At 60.4% G+C, this 17,664-nt stretch carries 13 protein-coding genes; 8 read left to right on the top strand and 5 right to left on the bottom strand.

The features are described from left to right. Positions 1-1,257: a glycerate kinase gene (locus tag SPHINGO391_RS20425; RefSeq protein WP_152010568.1), complete on the bottom strand. Its 1,257-nt coding sequence runs from the start codon at positions 1,255-1,257 to the stop codon at positions 1-3. A 49-nt stretch (positions 1,258-1,306) separates the two neighbouring features. Further along, a complete protein-coding gene (locus SPHINGO391_RS20420) occupies positions 1,307-2,380 on the bottom strand; it encodes a tartrate dehydrogenase (protein ID WP_152011657.1) in 1,074 nt (357 codons plus the stop codon). 147 nt (positions 2,381-2,527) lie between these two features. Between SPHINGO391_RS20420 and SPHINGO391_RS20415 the strand changes: the two genes are divergently transcribed. The 3 genes from SPHINGO391_RS20415 (at position 2,528) to SPHINGO391_RS20405 (ending at position 6,838) form a co-directional block, all read left to right on the top strand. Next, a complete protein-coding gene (locus tag SPHINGO391_RS20415) occupies positions 2,528-3,442 on the top strand; it encodes a LysR family transcriptional regulator (RefSeq protein ID WP_152010567.1) in 915 nt (304 codons plus the stop codon). Between the two features lie 108 nt (positions 3,443-3,550). Further along, positions 3,551-4,525: a TAXI family TRAP transporter solute-binding subunit gene (locus SPHINGO391_RS20410; protein WP_193217359.1), complete on the top strand. Its 975-nt coding sequence runs from the start codon at positions 3,551-3,553 to the stop codon at positions 4,523-4,525. A gap of 123 nt (positions 4,526-4,648) precedes the next feature. Next, positions 4,649-6,838 carry a TRAP transporter permease gene (locus tag SPHINGO391_RS20405; RefSeq protein WP_152010566.1) on the top strand — a complete coding sequence of 730 codons (2,190 nt, stop codon included), beginning with the start codon at positions 4,649-4,651 and terminating at the stop codon, positions 6,836-6,838. 465 nt (positions 6,839-7,303) lie between these two features. Here SPHINGO391_RS20405 and SPHINGO391_RS20400 read toward each other — a convergent pair whose 3' ends face one another. From SPHINGO391_RS20400 to SPHINGO391_RS20390, 3 genes are read right to left on the bottom strand one after another with little or no spacing between them, the layout of a single operon-like run. Continuing rightward, entirely contained in the window at positions 7,304-8,647 is a 1,344-nt protein-coding gene (locus tag SPHINGO391_RS20400) for a four-carbon acid sugar kinase family protein (protein WP_244615284.1), read from the bottom strand. A 10-nt stretch (positions 8,648-8,657) separates the two neighbouring features. Beyond that, entirely contained in the window at positions 8,658-9,923 is a 1,266-nt protein-coding gene (locus tag SPHINGO391_RS20395) for a ribulose-bisphosphate carboxylase large subunit family protein (protein ID WP_152010564.1), read from the bottom strand. A 6-nt stretch (positions 9,924-9,929) separates the two neighbouring features. Continuing rightward, positions 9,930-11,867 carry a hypothetical protein gene (locus SPHINGO391_RS20390; protein WP_152010563.1) on the bottom strand — a complete coding sequence of 646 codons (1,938 nt, stop codon included), beginning with the start codon at positions 11,865-11,867 and terminating at the stop codon, positions 9,930-9,932. A gap of 201 nt (positions 11,868-12,068) precedes the next feature. On the opposite strand from SPHINGO391_RS20390, the gene SPHINGO391_RS20385 reads away from it, so the two are divergent. The 5 genes from SPHINGO391_RS20385 (at position 12,069) to SPHINGO391_RS20365 (ending at position 17,628) form a co-directional block, all read left to right on the top strand. Then, a complete protein-coding gene (locus SPHINGO391_RS20385) occupies positions 12,069-13,127 on the top strand; it encodes an ABC transporter substrate-binding protein (RefSeq protein WP_193217358.1) in 1,059 nt (352 codons plus the stop codon). A gap of 66 nt (positions 13,128-13,193) precedes the next feature. Then, positions 13,194-14,687: a sugar ABC transporter ATP-binding protein gene (locus SPHINGO391_RS20380; RefSeq protein ID WP_193217357.1), complete on the top strand. Its 1,494-nt coding sequence runs from the start codon at positions 13,194-13,196 to the stop codon at positions 14,685-14,687. Further along, positions 14,684-15,655, top strand: a complete 972-nt coding sequence (locus SPHINGO391_RS20375; protein WP_210385804.1) for an ABC transporter permease — start codon at positions 14,684-14,686, stop codon at positions 15,653-15,655. Before SPHINGO391_RS20380 ends, SPHINGO391_RS20375 begins: the two co-directional genes overlap by 4 nt. Continuing rightward, positions 15,652-16,662, top strand: coding sequence for an ABC transporter permease (locus tag SPHINGO391_RS20370; RefSeq protein WP_152010560.1), 1,011 nt, complete (start codon positions 15,652-15,654; stop codon positions 16,660-16,662). The genes SPHINGO391_RS20375 and SPHINGO391_RS20370 overlap by 4 nt, the downstream gene beginning before the upstream one ends. A gap of 138 nt (positions 16,663-16,800) precedes the next feature. Beyond that, the gene (locus SPHINGO391_RS20365) at positions 16,801-17,628 is read left to right on the top strand and encodes a phosphogluconate dehydrogenase C-terminal domain-containing protein (RefSeq protein ID WP_152010559.1); all 828 of its coding nucleotides are present in this window, start codon (positions 16,801-16,803) and stop codon (positions 17,626-17,628) included. The last annotated feature ends 36 nt before the right edge of the window (positions 17,629-17,664 follow it).

Here is a 17,664-nt window from a genome sequence, read left to right as displayed (position 1 = left end):
CTAGAATATCAGGATTGCTCTGAAATCATTCACATTGGTCATAGTCGGACCGGTCACAACCTGATCGCCGATAGAGCCGAAGAAGCCGTGTGCGTCATTGGATGACAGTGCCGCGGACGGATCGATGCCCATCATTCGGGCCTTCGTAAGGGTTTCGGGACCGATGATCGCGCCAGCGATGTCCGCCGATCCGTCCACGCCATCGGTATCACAGGCAATCGCATGAACACCGGGTGCTCCACCGAGCGCGATCGCCAGAGCCAAACAATATTCGGCGTTGGGTCCGCCGATACCGTCACCGCGACGGGTCACGGTGAGTTCGCCGCCCGAGAGCAGCAGCACCGGCGCGTCCTCCGGGCCTCGGTCACGGGCTATGGCGGTCGCCAGTTTTGCGTGTTCCCGTCCCAGATCGCTTGCCTCGCCCTCGAGGGCATCGCCAAGCAATCGGACGTCATAGCCTGCTGCCCGAGCCATTTCCGCTGCGGCCGAGAGGGATTGAGCAGGTGCCGCGAAGATGTGGTTTTCAGTCGTGCTCAGGCGTTTGTCTGAGGGGGCAATGACTCCGCTGCCTGCCCGCAGCGCCTCGGTGACCGAAGCCGGAACCTCGATGTTCCATTTGCTCAGGACGGCAAGAGCATCTTCTGGGCGGGAGGTGTCTCCGACTGTAGGGCCTGAACCGATATCGGCCGGGTCATCTCCGGGGACATCGGACATCAACAGCGTACGAACCCGCGCGGGAAACGCCGCGGCCGCAAGCTGCCCGCCCTTGACCCGGCTGAGGTGCTTGCGCACCACATTCATTTCGCCGATGGGCGCGCCCGAAGCCAGCAGAGCGCAATTCACCGTCTGTTTTTCGGCAAAGCCCACTCCTTCGATCGGCGCGGTCAGCAGTGCAGAGGCTCCACCGGAGATGAGAGCCAGAACAAAATCATCCGGACCAAGGCCGCCCACCAGATCGAGCATTCTCCGGGTCGCATGAACACCCGCAGCATCCGGGACCGGATGCGCCGCCTCGATGATTTCTATGCCCTGACATGGCCGCCCATACCCATAACGGGTGATGACCATCCCCTCGCAAGCCCCCCATGTGGCCTCCACGGCTTCCGCCATCCGGGCGCTGGCCTTGCCCGCGCCGACCACGATCAAACGTCCAGCGGGTCGCTTGGGCAGGTGATCAGCCAGGCTGCGCATCGGGTCAGCGACTTCGACTGCGCGTTCAAAAAGGGAGAGCAGAAAATTCTCGGGGAATTTCAGCACGTGGCGGCTCTTTCGACGGGCAATCCGGAAGCAGGCGATACTCGCCTGTTCAAATGTTGGAGCCGCGGATCGCGTCGCACACAGCGTCGGTCACTTGCTGTGTATTGGCGGTTCCGCCCACATCCGGGGTCATGGTACCGTCCTCGCAGACCTTTTCCACCGCGCGCATCAGCCGGTCGGCCGCAGCATTCTCGCCCAGGTGTTCGAGCATCTGCGCCGCAGTCCAGAAGGTTGCCACGGGGTTGGCGATGCCCTTGCCGGTGATGTCGAAGGCCGAGCCGTGGATCGGTTCGAACATCGACGGATATCGCCGCTCGGGGTCTATGTTGGCGGTCGGAGCAACGCCGAGGCTTCCCGCGAGCGCCCCTGCAAGATCGGACAGAATGTCGGCGTGCAGGTTGGTGGCAACGATTGTGTCAAGACTCTTGGGATCCTTGACCATGCGCACAGTCATGGCATCGACAAGCATCTTGTCCCATCTGACGTCCGGAAACTCCCTGGACACCTCTGCGGCAATCTCGTCCCACATAACCATGCCGAACCTCTGGGCATTGGATTTCGTCACCACTGTCAGAAATTTGCGCGGTCGCGATTGGGCCAGTTTGAAGGCATAGCGCATGATCCGGGTAACGCCGACGCGGGTAAAGATCGCGACCTCGGTGCCGACTTCTTCCGGCAGGCCCTTGTGGGCACGACCGCCATGACCGGAATACTCCCCCTCGGAATTTTCGCGAACGATAACCCAGTCCAGGTCACCGGGTCCCACGTCGGCGAGCGGCGAACTGATGCCCGGAAGGATCCTGGTCGGACGGACATTCGCATATTGGTCGAAGCCCTGGCAGATCGGTAGGCGCAAGCCCCACAGGGTCACGTGATCGGGAACATCCGGGGCTCCCACAGCGCCGAAAAAGATGGCGTCGAACTTCTTCAGTTGCTCGGTCCCGTCTTCGGGCATCAGGGTGCCTGTTCGTTTGTAGCGGTCCGACCCCCAGTCGAATTGGGTGACATCAAGAGTGAAGCCACCGTCACGCTTCGCCAGTGTTTCAATAGCCTGAAGTCCGGCTGCGATTACTTCCGGGCCAATTCCGTCAGCCGGTATCGCCGCAATCCTGTATGTCTTCATAGCCATTTTCCGTTTTCACCCCATCAAACAGCGATCAGTACCGTTGCCACGGTGCTCGCTAGCGGCGCCAATCTCGCAAGTTGTGCTGGTTGCGGCAATGCGTCGATGATCATATAAATAAATGAAATAATGTAAGTGGACGGGTCGATGGAGTTTCTTCAATTGCGCTGTTTTGTGACGGTCGCCGAGATGCTGCATTTCGGCAAAGCCGCGCAGCACCTCGAAATGTTGCCGGCATCGCTCGGGCGCCAGATCCGGCTGCTGGAGGAGCGGCTCGGCGTTCGCTTGTTATCTAGGACAACACGCAATGTAGCGCTGACGGAAGCCGGCAGCATTCTGCTCCCCGAAGCGCTGGAGATAATTTCGCGTGTGGAACGGCTCGAAACCAGGCTTCGGGATCACAAGAATCAGAAAGCCGTCGCACTGCGCATCGGTGCGATTGACAGCGCGGCGGCTGGGTTGTTGCCGCAGCTGCTGCCGCAGTTCCGGGACTTCCATCCCGAGATCGTTGTGCAGCTCATCGAGCAGAAGACCATCAGGCTGTTGCCAAAGATCCTGTCCGGGCATCTTGATATTGCCATCGTACGCCCGCCAGAAACCCCTGATCGGGGGTTGGAGTTTCACCCGCTCTTCCACGAAACAGCAGTCGTGGCCTGCCCTGAAGGGCACGCCCTGGCAGAGTATGAGGAGGTAGACGTTCAGCAGTTGGCCGACCAGCCGCTCATTGTCCCGGACAGGAAATCCCGGCCGCATAGTCATGACTTGAGCATGCAGCTGTTCATCGAGGCTGGCCTCTCCGCCCGGGTTGTCCAGATTGCCGAAGAGAAGCAGACGATCGTCAACCTGGTGGGGCGTGGCATGGGTATCGCCATCGTGCCGCGCTGGGCATCGCGTCTCGGCGTCGATGGTGTCCGGTTTGTGCCGCTCAGGATGCCGGAGAGCCCGATCCGCAACAAACTCGCACTTGCAGCCTGCTGGATGCGGGATACCAAGGACCCGGCCCGCGATGCATTCATGGAGCTGCTTATGCGCAATATCGGAACCATCGCGGAAACAGCTTAGCGATTAGTCGATATTTTTATATAATCGATGGTTCTTGAGGGCCTGCATCGTCAGGCGTTAGCGTCTCCTGAACGACACCATAAGGTGTATTCACGGGAGGAGTGAGCCATGAAATTCATCACCAAATCTGTCATTGCGCTGGCGGTCGCCAGCAGCTTCGCGTTCTCGGCTGCCGCACAAGACAAGACCGGCTGGCCCGAGACTGTGGCATTCGGTACCGGAAGCCAGGGCGGGTCCTACTTCGCCTATGGAAGCGGCTTTGCCGGCCTGATCAGCGAAAAGCTCGGTCTCAACGCAAGCGTGGAGGTCACCGGCGGCCCCGGACAGAACGTCACGTTGGTCCAGACAGGCGATTTGAGCATGGGCTTCGTCACCATGGGCCCGGCCTATGATGCATGGGTCGGCAAGAGCGAAGTCATGCCAGGGGTCGAGCACACTGCGGTTCGGGCAATGTTCCCGATGTATCAGACCCCGCTGCAGGCAGCGGTGCTGGCAAGTTCCGGCATCAAGTCGTTCAAGGACATGGAAGGCAGGCGGATCGGCGTTGGTCCGGCCAGCGGCACTTCAGCCGCTTACTGGCCGCGTTACTTCAAAGCGGCCGGCATGGACGTCAACATCTCTTACGCAGGTGCCAGCGATACCGCCGGACAGTTGAAGGACGGCCTGATCGATGCATTCGTTTATGCTGCAGGCATTCCCAACGGCGCCTATACGCAGCTCGCTGTCGAGAATGACGTTGTCTTCATAAGCATGACCGAAGAGGAACGCGCCATGTTCCTCCAGGCCGAGCCTGCCATGTCGGCCTTCACGATTCCGGCCAACACCTATGAAGACCAGCCGGATCCGGTCGAGACAGTCTCGCTTTGGAACTTCGCGATCGTTCACGAAAGCATGCCAGACAGCCTGGTGTACGAAATCACCAAGCTGGCGATGGAAGAGCATGAGCGCATGCTGCAGGCCCACAAGGCTGCAGCGGAGACCCTGCCGGAGCATTTCGACAAGAACACCTTCATGCCGTTCCACCCTGGCGCAGCCAAGTGGTTCGAGGAGAACGGCTACAAGATCGCCGACGAACTGAAGTAGGGCCTTGACGAATCCGTCCGGATAATCCGGTCGACCGGGGACCAGGAGCAGGGCGGGATTGCACATTCCGCCCTGTTTTTTTGAGCCGGGACGAGACTATCACTGCCGGTGGGAGGGCACACCATGTCAGACGCAAATCCGAAGCAAACCAAAGAAGATGTTCATCACGAGGTGTCACTCGCAGAGGCCGTGTCGCACGTCGATGAAGAACCGGTAGGCTTCAACCAGCGTGTCTTTTCGGGGACGCTGTTGTGGGTGGTGGCAGTCGCTTGCGTGGCCTATTCCGCCTTCCATCTCTACGTCATGAACATCTATCCGCTCGAAACCTGGGCCTACCGCCTGTCGCATATTGGAGGCGGGTTGGCGCTCGGTTTCATGATCTACGCCGCAGGCGCCACCCGGAACGAAGACGTCTCTAAGCGCAATCTTGTCGGAGATACGGTTCTGGCCCTGGCGGCGGTCGGGGTCTTTACCGGTTTCGCCATGATGATCGCCATCTGGTACAATGTAATGCAGACCGGCATGCCTGCGGGGCAGCCCTGGGCGCTGCGCTTCTACGGCATCCCGTTGTTTGCCGGCAGCGTACTGGCCGTGATGCACGGCTGGTTCTTTACCGTACGGCTGAAAGACCGTATCTCTCTCGCGGACGTGCTGCTGGTCGCGGCGACATTCAGCGCCATCGCCTATCTCATCCTGTTTTCGCGACAGTTGCAGTTGCGCGGCGGTATCTCGATGGCGCTGCCGTCGGACATGTGGGCGGCCGTCACCTGCGTGGTGCTGGTGGTCGAACTGACCCGCCGTCTTGCCGGCATGGCGCTGGTCATCATTGCCAGCGTTTTTGTCGGTTATGCCTTTCTCGGGCCTTGGCTGCCCGGGATCCTTTACCATCGGGGCTATGATGCGAAGCGGTTCTTCACCTACATCATTACCGACAACGGCATCCTGAGCGCTCCCATCGCCATCTCGTCGACCTACATCATCCTTTTCGTGATCTTCGCGGCTTTCCTGCAGGCGACCCGCGTCGGTGAGTATTTCGTCAATTTCGCCTTTGCGGCCGCTGGTCACAAGCGCGGTGGACCGGCCAAGGTTGCCGTGTTTGCATCCGGCCTGATGGGGATGATCAACGGAACTTCCGCCGGCAATGTTGTCGCCACCGGCAGTCTGACCATCCCGATGATGAAAAAGGTTGGCTACAAGCCGCAGACGGCCGCCTCGGTCGAGGCCGCTGCATCGACGGGCGGCCAGATCATGCCGCCTATCATGGGGGCGGGCGCCTTCATCATGGCCGAGATCACCGGCATCCCCTACATCAACATCGTCTATGCGGGCATTATTCCGGCGGTCATCTATTTTCTTTCGATCTTCTTCATGGTCGATCTGGCGGCACAGAAATACGGCATGGTCGGTCTGCCTCGGGCCGACCTGCCGAAATTCGGCAAACTCCTGAAGCAGGTCTATCTGTTCACCCCAATTATCGTGCTGATAGGCTCATTGCTTTCGGGCTATTCGGTTATCCGATGCGGCACGCTGGCGATGGTTTCGGCTGCAGTAGTCTCCTGGCTGACGCCACATCGCATGGGGCCGAAGCAATTGTTCAGGGCGCTGGAACTGGGCGCACGCATGGCGCTGCAACTGGTTGCGGTCTGTGCGACGGCCGGCATTATTGTCGGGGTTATCGCGCTCACCGGAATCGGATCGCGGTTCTCCGCGGTGCTGCTCGGACTTGCAGAACACAGCCAGTTCCTTGCGCTTGTCTTTGCGATGCTCGTCTCCATCGTGCTTGGCATGGGCATGCCAACGACTGCCGCCTATGTGGTTGCCGCAAGCGTCATGGCACCCGGCCTGATCAACCTTGGGATCGAACCGCTTACGGCGCATTTCTTCATCTTCTACTTCGCGGTGATTTCGGCCATAACGCCACCGGTGGCGCTCGCGGCCTATGCAGGGGCAGCGCTTTCCGGCTCGGATCCGCTCAAGACCAGTGTGGAGAGCTTCAAGTTCGGGCTTGCGGCGTTCATTGTGCCCTACATGTTCTACCTTTCCGACGAGATGCTGCTGCAGGGAAGCTGGGTTGACTCAATCCACGTCACGGCGACTGCGGCCGTGGGTGTCTATCTGCTGTCGGCTGCTGTCCAGGGATGGTTTTTTGACCGCGCAAACAACGTGGCACGGATCGTTCTGCTCGCGGGAGGTTTGACGATGATTGACGCCGGCTGGCTGACCGATGTTGTTGGCGTGACCGTCGGTATCGCTGTGTATGTCTATCAGAAGGGGTTCGTGCGACCCCGCGATATGGCGCGTGGCGCGGACTGAGCAATAACACTGTTTCAGAATCATGGTCACCGGCTTCGTCCCTAACCGGGACCGCTCAAGGGTGTAGCTGCAAGCGCGCCGTATGGCTTGCTTCCAAGTCGTGTGAACAGTATCTGCAACGTCGGTTGCCATCAGTGGTTCGAAGTGGGTCCTGCGTGTGTCCGGCGGCCAGTCTTCACCGCCGCTTCCATGGCAAGATGAACCGTGGTGCGATGGTCAAGGCGGCAAGCAATGTCTGCCTCGTGGCGGACTCGACCAAGATCAACTTACTTCGTTCACCCGTCTCGGGGCTCTCGAGCCGGTGCATACCTTCGTCACCGATGATGGAACATCGGATGCCGACGCCAAGGAACTCGAACGCCGCAGGGTCGAAGTGCTGATGGCTGAGTGAGGTGTGCGCCGCCGGTTGCGGCAAGCACAGAGCACGGTGGAACCGATTCCGCTTTGACGGCGAAAGAAGGCAGCTTAGAGCCCGGTTTTTGCCTGGATGAAAAAATTGCGGGTTCCCATCTGTCCGCCCTTGAGCGTCACCTCCAACCCATCGATTGCCGCGTCGCGGGAATGAGCACGGCAAACCGGTGCGCCCGGTGCAAGGGGAGCGACCACTGACAAGGCCGTCAACCCAAGCGCGGTCATTGCATGCCCCGACGTGTCCCCGCCTGCAACCACGGCGCGGCGCAACTTCGTCCTCGATCGAACATCGGCAAGCAGCTTCCCCAGACCTGCACCAATCCTGTCGTTGACCACTGCCGCGGAGCTTCCGGAGCTTGTGATTGCCTCCTTGAGGCGGAGGGACGAAGCGTCCGAACCGCGTGCGGTGGCGACGATCACATCGCGCCCCCTTGCAAGTTCTGCAAGGGACATCTGCAGCGCCCGGTCCAGAGCGAAATTCCATTCTGCCGGGTCAAGGGCGCGTGTCGCGTCGAGATCAATGATGAAAAAGCCTTGCGCCTCTGCGGCTGCGATCTGAGCACTGTTGATCGGGGAACAAGAACCTGACACGCAGAATATCCGGTCCACCGCCGCGAGCTGTGGCGGCTCGAAAGTCGGGGCGATCCTCCCGATTGCGCGCAGATGAGCAACCAGCGCGTACTCGACCCCCTGAGATCCGACCGCAAGGACCGGACCGCGACCCTCGTTCCACAGCAACCGACCGGCTTCAGCCAACGTCTGGTCGTCGAGAACATCGATCGCGATGATCTCGGCGCCGACCTTGATCTGCTCCGCCAGAATATGGTCGGTTCGTCCGGATTTAATGCTCGCAAGATCGACCAGTCCGATATTGCGGCAGGTCTGGCGCGACAAATGCAGCTTCACATCAGCTTCGTGCATCGGAGTGACGGGGTGCCGGCTCATCACCGGGTGCCGGTCAAGCCGATAGACATCGTCGTCGGTCCCGGCGAACAGGTTGCCGAAGGCCTGGTAGCGGCGGATGGCCGGTGCGCCGACGATCAGGGGGTGCCAGGCGCCGCCGGCAATCGGCGCACCAATGTCGATGGCCTTGCCGATCGATCCGCGTGTCGGCGATGAATCGAAAGTGGAGCAGACCTTATAGTGCACGATCGGCGCACCGAAATCAGTCAGGGCTGCAAACGACGCTGGCAGGTTATCCTCCATCCAGGCTGGATCACGCGACCTCGCCACTCCGGCGATCCCCATCGCGGCGAGACCCGGAAAAGCCGCAAGATCCTCGGCACTCGGTGGCTCTAGGAACATTGCCGTTGGAATGCCGGCAAACGACAATACCTCCATAACGGCGGAAGATCCGGTGAAATCATCGCCATAGAAGGCCAGTATGGGATCTGCCACTGGATCGTCCTTACGCCGGATAGGCATCAAGCGCGGCCGCGAGCGCCGGGCTGCCCTCAGCTTGAGTTTCGATTGCGACGTCCGACATGGCCGCGTCCCATGCCTCAATCATCGCTTCAACCCCTGCGGCGACCCCCATCGGGTGCGCCACCACGCCGCCACCGGCGGTGAAGATCAGGTCGGGTGATCTGAGCGCTGCCCAGGTGCCGGCGGCCTGCCGGATGGTCTGGCCAGACGAGAACACCGGGACCGCGTTCATCGGCGCGCGTTCAAACAGCGGATCATGCAGGGACCGGGCAGAAGCGATCACGCTGTCATCGGGCTCACTGAACTTGTTGGCAAGTCCGTTGACGTGCAGATGATCGCAACCGGCGAGCCGCCAGAGCTTCGACCAGGCGGTGAATGACCACCCTAGGCTCGGCGCACGGGTGAGCGCTCCCCAGCCGTTGCGATGTGCATGCAGCGGCAACTCGGTGTGGCGCGCAAGCTCCACGATGCCGGCATAGCCGACCGATATCAGGCTGGCCATCACACATGTTCCGCCTTGGCCCAAGACAAAATCATGGCGGCGTTTCATCTCGTCGATTTCTCCGGTGAGATTGAAGGCCACCATGGTCTTCTTGCCTGTCTTGTCCGCCGCCCGGTTCACGGCCTTCATGACGGCTGCAACCCTGTCCTCGAACGGACACGCCGGACTATCCGCCTGCAATTCATCGTCCTTGATGAAATCGATACCGGCGTCTGCGAGCACGCCGACCAGATCGCCGGTGGCCTCGGCTGACAACCCGACGCTTGGCTTGATGATGGTACCGATCAGCGGACGGCCGTGAACGTCCGAGAGCTCGCGGGTGCCGTCCATCCCGAATTTCGGGCCGCGATATTTCTCGGCAAAGGCGCCTGGCAGCCTGACGTCGAGAAGCCGCAGGCCTGAAAAGGCCTTCAACTCAAAAAGATTGCCGGCAATCGTTGCAACCAGGTTTGGCAATGACGGCCCGATGTTATCTATCGGCCAGGACAGGGTCACGAAGGCCCGCCGGTAGACCGGCCTTGAGCCGGACGGAGTACATGCACCCGGAAGCGACGGTGCGGGAACTTCATCGAGGATCCGCAACGTCTCGACCCTTGCTGCCGAGCGGGCCTTCAATTCCGGTGTTTCGCCCGGGACCGCAACGAAGGTGCCCGAGGATTGTTCCCCCGCCATGATTGCTGCCGCCTCAGAGGGGTCGAAGGCTGTTTCAATCAGGTAATCGGCCTCAATACGAACTGGGTCAGGCATCGGCATTCACTTTGCTGGTATTGCGGCGACGTCTGTCTCGACAAACAGAATCGCCCATGGGTTGAGGAGTATGGAACTGGACACCAGTTGCGTACTGGCGTGTTCGAACCACTGCGGATCTCTGACAGCCGCTTCAAAGCTGCTGGTATCGAGGATTGCTGCCCGGCCTGTTTCTGCCAGACGGACCCGTTGCTGCTCCGGGCTGGGGTTTGCAATCACCAGTCGCGTTGCGGTGGCGGTAGCGAAGGCGATGGCAGCCAATCCGGCCGATCCCCCCAACACTCGAAAACGTTGGCTTCCCGCGGCCACAAAGCGAAGGGCATGAAAGATGGGATAGACCACAGCCTCGGGGTGGTCGTCGTACCAGGGGCGGGCAACAGTCCCGGCCCGGGAGACAACTCCAAACGGCCCGGCCGGCGCAGCCAGGGCGATTGCCTCGATGCCGAAACCTTCGGTCTTTGCAAGTGCCCCGATCGCCCAGGCCGCCCCGAATAGTGCACGGGCTCGAGGGTCCGATGTTGCCATTGTCAGCCTGGTCTGCTCAGGGTTTGGCGAGACGGCACTGCCGTAGGGGTTCGAGGGCATGCCGATCGCGGTCAATCCGAGACGATAGCCGAGGTCGCCGCCAATCTCCTGCGCGGTGGCGAAAATATCCGGTAGGGCTTCAAGGGTTTGCGCCACGCTCCAGTCGTCGGCGGCGTGGACGGTTGCCGAGTTCCCGTGGGTGAAGAAATCAGCCGTTTCGTCAATGGGACGGCAGCGGTTGAATTCCGTGAAATTTGTCAGCATGCCGCAGCCGGACCTGGCCTCGGGAAAAGCCTTGCGTGCTGCCTGGCTGGCATCAAGCGGCGACATTCCCTCAGGCCAACGGCCTGTGGGCTGATAGCTTGAGAGATAGGCCGAGGGCAGGGCGATAATGTGCCGCGGAGCAACGCCTTGGGCTCGACAGGCTGATGCAACCCGCTCAAGCTGCGGCCAGGCGGGCGTATCGTCATCCAGAACGATTTCCAGGTCCAGCGATCCGGCAGTTGCGGCCAATGCGTGTGCGGCGCCCTCGACGTCCGAGTCAGCAGTGTGCGGCGTGGTGCGCAACAGCAGGGACGTAAACTGGCCGGACGCCAGAACTGCTGCTTCATGGCTTGTCGGCAGCCACTCGCCCCGCGTTGCGAGAAGCATCTCGGGAAGCGGCTCCGTCAGTGATGGACCTATCCTGATCGCCTGCGGTTCGGTAGATGTTGATGCGGCCGGTGATCCTGAAATCCTCAGCCGGATTTCCTGCCGGACAGTTGAACCGGCACTTATTTCATAGGCAAACGGTTCGATCAGCGGCCGTGAATAGGTCTTGAAGGACGCGTCCGACCAGTTGCGCTGGTCTTCCATCTCGAAGATGTCGCCCTTGAAGCTGATGTCGAGACCCACTCCGTGAACATCAAACGTCAGCCCGGCAATGTTCCTGATCGGTTGGGCCGGGGATATGGCATCCGGCATCGTCTCTTTCAGACGCTCGCCCTCCGGTGTTGTCACCGTCACTGGCAGGCCGGCAACTCCGGAGATCGGGTGCAGCAGTGTAAACCCGGTCCGATTGGTGAGGAAGTTACGCCGGGCTGTCGCCTCGCCCGTGGCGGCAACGGTACCGTCTTCATGTCCTTCAAACACGACGCGGCAGGTCAGGGTACCATCGGCCAGCTCGAAACAACGCTCATGGCGGAACCCGCCCGAGGTCACGTCAAGCCTCTCGGAAATCACGCGTGGCGGAAAAGTCGCCCAATTTTCGTCCCGGACTGGGAAGTCGATCTGGCGGACGACTTCGACCGGACCCAGCGCAATCCGCCTCAATGCACCGTCGTCGATGACCGCTGACAGCTTGCCTGCCTGCACCAGTCTGGGGGCAACTCGGGTTTCGGTCGTTCCGGTTTCGAAGATCTGACGGGTTGTCGAATCCAAGCTGTGCTCTCCTCCATCATCATCGGCTTCGCTGCGGGACTGACTCAATCTGCGATGACGCCACTTGTTGCCCCGGATGTGCGGGCCGCGCACGAATTCGCAGACTCGCTCTTGCATCCGGATAAAACTGGTATAACCTGTTAATGAGGTGACGTCTATCGGAGGATGGAGCTGTCACTCAACATTCTGGGAGGAAGAACTTTGAAAAATCTATTCGCTGCAACGCTGTTTGCTGTTGTGACCGCTACGCCGGCCCTTGTGGCTGCACCCGCCATTGCCGCGGACAAGCCCACCGTGGCGCTAAGCAACGCCTTTCTGGGCAATGCCTGGCGCCGTTCAATGATCACTGCGTTTGAAGAGGCTGCGACCAAGGCCGAGGCTGATGGACTGATCGCCTCGTTCCAGGTGTCCAATGCACCGGGCGAGAACTCGGCTACGGAACAGATCGCGCAGCTCAAGGCGCTTCTGCTCGATGAGCCGGACATCCTTCTCGTCAATCCCGCGTCTCCGACGGCACTCAACCCCACGCTCCATCAGGCTTGCGAGATGGGGATCGTTGTCGTTGTCTTTGACAGCTCGACGGATCTTGAGTGCGTTCACATCGTCACCAACAGCTTCGGCGACTGGGCGCGCCTGTCGACGCAGGCCGTCATCGACGGCATCGGTGGCAAGGGCAATGTCATCATCGCCCGCGGTGTTCAGGGATCACCTCCCGAGATCGAAATGTACGATGTCCAGATAGGGTTGCTGCAGGAAAATCCCGACGTGAAAGTCGTAGGTGAATTCTTCACGTTCTGTGACAGCGCCAAGGCGCAGGAAGCTTTGCTCGGCACCATCGCAAGTCTGCCGGAGGTTGACGGGGTGATCGGTTGCGGTGAAGGGCTGGGTGCGGTCCAGGCATTTCAGACTGCCGGACGTCCTGTCCCGGTCGTCGCGTTCGCGCCAAGCGGACGTGCGCTGAAATTCTGGGGCGAAGGCAATGGCGCGCCGGGCTCGGTCGCGGTCATGTCCGATCCAGGCCAGGGTGTTGCCGCACTCTTTACTGCCATCAGTATCCACAACGGGCAGGACATTCCCCGAACTACGATCTTTCCGCCTGTGGTGGTGAGCGATGATGCCCGCGACCAATGGATTGCTGCTGTCGGCGACGACGAGATCGCCTCTTGGCAGTGGACCCAGGAGCTTGTCGACGCACAGTTGAAAGCCAACATTGATGGAACGGTGACCGCCGCAGCGCTTCCTCCGGTTCCGGTCAGGTAGTCGGGTTTCGGGTCCGCGCCGCCAAACGGCGCGGACCATCTTCTCCAAAATGGTGCAATAGCTGCCGTGCTGACACATACAACACCGACAACACAAAACACGATCACTGCCGAGCGTGAACCTCTGGTTCAGGTCAAACACGCAGTCAAAGCATACGGACCCACGAAAGCGCTATCCGGCGTCACACTTGATGTGTATCCGGGCGAGGTCTTTGGCATTGTCGGCCACAATGGCGCTGGCAAGAGCACTCTGATGCGGGTTCTGAGCGGGCTTGATGCAATCGACTCCGGATCGGTTCAAATCGGTGCAGTGACCAGCCCATCTGTCAAGGGGTATCCAGGTGTTCGCATGGCCTATCAAGAAGGCTCTCTTGCGCTCGAACTCAGCGTTTACGAGAATGTCTACCTCTCCAGCAGGAGCTGGATTCCCGACCGGAGATGGCACGAACCCGCGTCGCGACGCGCGGCCGAACGTCTCGACCAGATTTTCCCCGACCATGGTATCAAGCCGACCGACTATGTCGATGATCTCACGCTTGCCGAGCGGCAGATGGTGGAGATTTCGCGAGCAACGATTGCGGATGATCTGAGACTCCTGATTCTTGATGAGCCGACCGAATCCCTGAGCGGCAGCGCGGTCGATCATCTGTACGCCTATGTGCGCAAGCTGCGTTCAAGCGGTCTTGCCGTCATTCTCGTCTCCCATCGCCTCAAGGAGATTCTTGCCGTATGCGACCGGGTTGCGGTGATGAAGGATGGCGCTGTTGTCTCCACGCACGCGGCGGACAGCGTCACCGAAAAGGATCTGTTTTTGGCCATGGGTGGCGAGGTGGTGACCGAAAGGGTGGGAAGCCGGAAAAGACCTGCCGTCGCCGACAGCTCGCGCCCTGTTGCAGTGAAGGTTCCGATGCCCACCGTCGATGGGGCGCAGACCTGGATTGTGGCCCACAAGGGTGAAGTGATCGGGCTCGCAGGGATCGCCGGGCAGGGACAGGAGCAGGTCCTTGACCTGCTGTGGCGGCGCAGTTCCGATGTGCAGGTCAGTGCTGCCCTGGCCTATGTGCCCGGCGACAGGCAGCGCTCCGGCATCCTGCCGATATGGAATGTCGCCAGAAATCTGACTATCACTGCCTTGCCCAGATTGGGGCGGAACGGACTGCGCCAGGTGGACAAGGAGAATTCCCTCGTCGCGGAGTGGGTCGAGCGCTTGAAGATCCGCGGCGGCGCCGGTGCCTCAATCACGGGCCTTTCGGGCGGAAATCAGCAGAAGGTCATCGTGGCGCGTGCATTTGCGTCTGACGCCGACACGATACTGCTCGATGATCCGTTCCGCGGCGTGGACGTTCATACCAAGGCCGAACTCTACCAATTGATCAAATCGGAAGCCGGGAAGGGGCGGACGATCGTCTGGTACTCGAGCGAGAACACCGAAATGCAGCATTGCGACCGTGCCTATGTCTTGCGCGCCGGTCGCATCGCTGGCGAGCTCCACGGCGGTCAAATCACCGACGAGCGGATCATTTCGCTGTCTTTCGCGGAAGCCAGGGAGTCCAGTTCGTGAGTACCGCGATCCCGGATCGGGCCCGTTTCCGCTTGCCCAAAGGCCTTGCCCGCCGCGTGCTGCCGGGTGTCCTCACCTTCATCGCGATGGTGCTGATCCTGCTGGTTTGCGGGGCAATTCAACCGAGAATCTGGTCACAGAACGGGCTCACCCTCATCATGTCACCGATAGTGGCACTTGCCATCGCCTCGATGGCGCAAATGGTGATGATGAGCATCGGCGACATTGATCTCGGCATCGGCTTCTTCGTTGGAATGATCACAACGATCGTCGCCACTCTGCTCCGGGAAGTTCCTGTGCTGGGCGTGTTGGCTCTGGCGGGCTCGGTCCTCGCCTATGCGCTTCTGGGCGCCCTTGTTCAGCTTCGCTCGGTGCCCTCTCTCATTGCAACACTGGGCGCTTCCTTCGTCTGGCTGGGACTTGGCCTGTTTGTCTTGCCGGTCCCGGGAGGCATGGCGCCGGACTGGCTGTTCAACTACGCGTTCTGGAAGCCGCCCCTGTCGATACCGGCTCCGCTCGTGACCATGGTATTGGCCACAGCGCTGACCTGGTTCGTGACCCGCCGAACCGGGCTTGGGGTCCGGTTTCGCAGCCTTGGCAGCAATCCTGTCGCACTTGTCCGATCCGGAGGGTCCCTCGTCGTTACACGAATGCTTGCCTATGCGGTTGTCGGAGTTCTCGGTGTGCTGGCAGGGATCACACTCACCGCCGAGATCGGCGGCGGGGATGTCAATGCCGTCCCGGGATACACACTGACCACCGTGGCCGCGGTCATATTGGGGGGAGGTATGTTCACCGGTGGCCGTGCGGTGGCCTGGGGAACACTGGCGGGCGCGATCACGCTCGGACTGCTCACGGTGCTGCTTACTCTGCTCAGCCTGTCGTCGAACATTCAGCCGGCGGTTCAGGGCTTCATTGTGATCGCTGTTCTGGCTGGACGGCTTGTTGTGGAGCGCATGGCGCGATGATCAAGTTGCAAAATCACACCATTCCGCCGTGGACCTGGTCATTTCTGGCGGCTATGGCGGTCCTCGTCCTGACCTACATCGTTTCAGGCCGTGGGGGTGCGCAGACTATTACCCTTGCCTTCACTGTTGCACCGTACCTCGTCCTTGTTGGACTGGGGCAGATGCTGGTGATGAGCGCCGGACCGGGCAACATCGATGTATCGGTCGCCAAGGTCTTCTCGTTGGGCGGCCTGACTGCAATCGCCGTGAGTGACCATACAGGATCCTGGGTGCTGGGTCTTGGCGCCGCCGTCGCGGTCGGCTTCGCCATGGCGTCGATCAGTGTTGTTGCCATCCTCCATGTGCGTATTCCACCGATTGTTGCCACGCTCGCCACCAGTCTTATTGCATCGGCAATATCACTCACTCTGGCCAAGAGCTTTCAAGGCTCCGCCGATCCGATACTGAAGGGATTTCTGAATTGGGCGCCCTTCGGCATTCCGGCATTCGCCCTCTTGGTGCTGCTCTTTACCGTTCTCGTGTCCCTGTTTCTCAAATGGAGCACATGGGGCTCTCAAATGCTGGCTGTCGGCCAGGCCCGACGCGCAGCCGAATATGCAGGTGTGAACGCCAGAAAGATCATGGTGTTCGTCTATCTGACTTCCGGCGTTCTGGCGGCGCTGGCCGGAGCCCTGCGTGCGTCCTTCTCGGCTCCGAATGTGGAGCTCGGCAATGATTATCTGCTCGATTCCATCGCCGTGGTAGTCATTGGCGGGACGCTGATGACCGGCGGCCGTGCGGTCCCTGCAGGCGTGTGGGGTGGAGCGCTGTTCTTCATCCTTCTGGACGGTTTGCTCAACCTTATCGGCTGGAGCTATGCGGGCCAGAATGTTCTCAAGGGCTTTCTTGTTCTCGCGGTCCTTTTCCTTGCCAGCGGGGCACCAATCCTGGGCCGTCGCGCGCCGTCGAGCCCCGACGCGGTAAAGGACGAGGATCTCGAAGAGCCAGAGGTCAAGCCATTGACCTGAACTGCCTGGGCTTCAAACCGGCCGGACAGCCCCAAGCATCATTTGCAAGGAGCTGGGAACGAACGGCCACCGAAATTCAAGCCGAGTTTCTCGACCCCGAGTGACGGCGGCTAAACATCAGAGCAGGAGTGAATGGATATGACAAAAATTGCGCTGTTTGGAGCCGGGGGCAAGATGGGGTACCGCCTGTCGACGAACTTCATCGGTTCCCGATATGCAGTAGCCCACGTGGAAGTCAGCGAAGCCGGTTGTGAACGTTTGAAGACCGGACTGAACATCGACACGGTTTCCTCCGACGAAGCGCTGGAAGGTGCAAAGGCCATTATTCTGGCAGTGCCAGACACCCATATCGGCCGGGTGATGTCCGCTATCGAAAGCAAGATCAAGGCGGGTACAATGGTTATTGCCCTTGATGCGGCAGCCCCGTTCGCCGGTCATCTGCCGGACCGGCCGGACCTGACCTATTTCATCACGCACCCCTGTCATCCGCCGATCTTCAATGATGAGACCGACCCTGCGGCGAAGCGCGATTACTTCGGCGGCGTCATGGCCAAGCAGCACATTGTCAGCGCCCTGATGCAAGGCTCCGAAGCGGATTACGCCAGGGGCGAGGAGATCGCGCAGGTCATCTGGGCGCCGGTCATGCGATCACACCGCGTGTCGGTTGAGCAGATGGCTCTTCTCGAGCCGGGACTTTCTGAGACGGTCTGCGCGTCACTTCTCATGGTGATGAAGGAATCAGTCGACGAAGTGGTCAAGCGCGGTGTTGACCGTCAGGCCGCGACCGATTTTCTTCTCGGTCACATGAATGTGCTCGGCGCGGTGATCTTCGGACAGACCGAAGGGGTGTTTTCCGACGCTTGCAACAAGGCCATCGAATTCGGCAAGCCCGTGCTGATGCGCGACGACTGGAAGCGCGTCTTCGAACCCGACGAAATCGCCGCCAGCATTCGCCGCATCACGTAACGCGTGCAAGATATTCTGTAGATGGATTGACCAGGA

The organism is Hoeflea sp. EC-HK425 (genome assembly GCF_902498795.1).
In the GTDB taxonomy this organism is placed as follows: domain Bacteria; phylum Pseudomonadota; class Alphaproteobacteria; order Rhizobiales; family Rhizobiaceae; genus Hoeflea; species Hoeflea alexandrii.
Note: the sequence above shows the minus strand (reverse complement) of the source record. Positions and strands in the feature narration are given on the sequence as shown.

What these genes read in the sequence shown, in the direction of transcription:
- SPHINGO391_RS20420 (WP_152011657.1), bottom strand. Translation starts at nt 2,380, where the DNA reads ATGAAGACATACAGGATTGCGGCGATACCGGCTGACGGAATTGGCCCG.
- SPHINGO391_RS20365 (WP_152010559.1), top strand. Translation starts at nt 16,801, where the DNA reads ATGACAAAAATTGCGCTGTTTGGAGCCGGGGGCAAGATGGGGTACCGC.
- SPHINGO391_RS20395 (WP_152010564.1), bottom strand. Translation starts at nt 9,923, where the DNA reads ATGCCTGACCCAGTTCGTATTGAGGCCGATTACCTGATTGAAACAGCC.
- SPHINGO391_RS20405 (WP_152010566.1), top strand. Translation starts at nt 4,649, where the DNA reads ATGTCAGACGCAAATCCGAAGCAAACCAAAGAAGATGTTCATCACGAG.
- SPHINGO391_RS20370 (WP_152010560.1), top strand. Translation starts at nt 15,652, where the DNA reads ATGATCAAGTTGCAAAATCACACCATTCCGCCGTGGACCTGGTCATTT.
- SPHINGO391_RS20410 (WP_193217359.1), top strand. Translation starts at nt 3,551, where the DNA reads ATGAAATTCATCACCAAATCTGTCATTGCGCTGGCGGTCGCCAGCAGC.
- SPHINGO391_RS20415 (WP_152010567.1), top strand. Translation starts at nt 2,528, where the DNA reads ATGGAGTTTCTTCAATTGCGCTGTTTTGTGACGGTCGCCGAGATGCTG.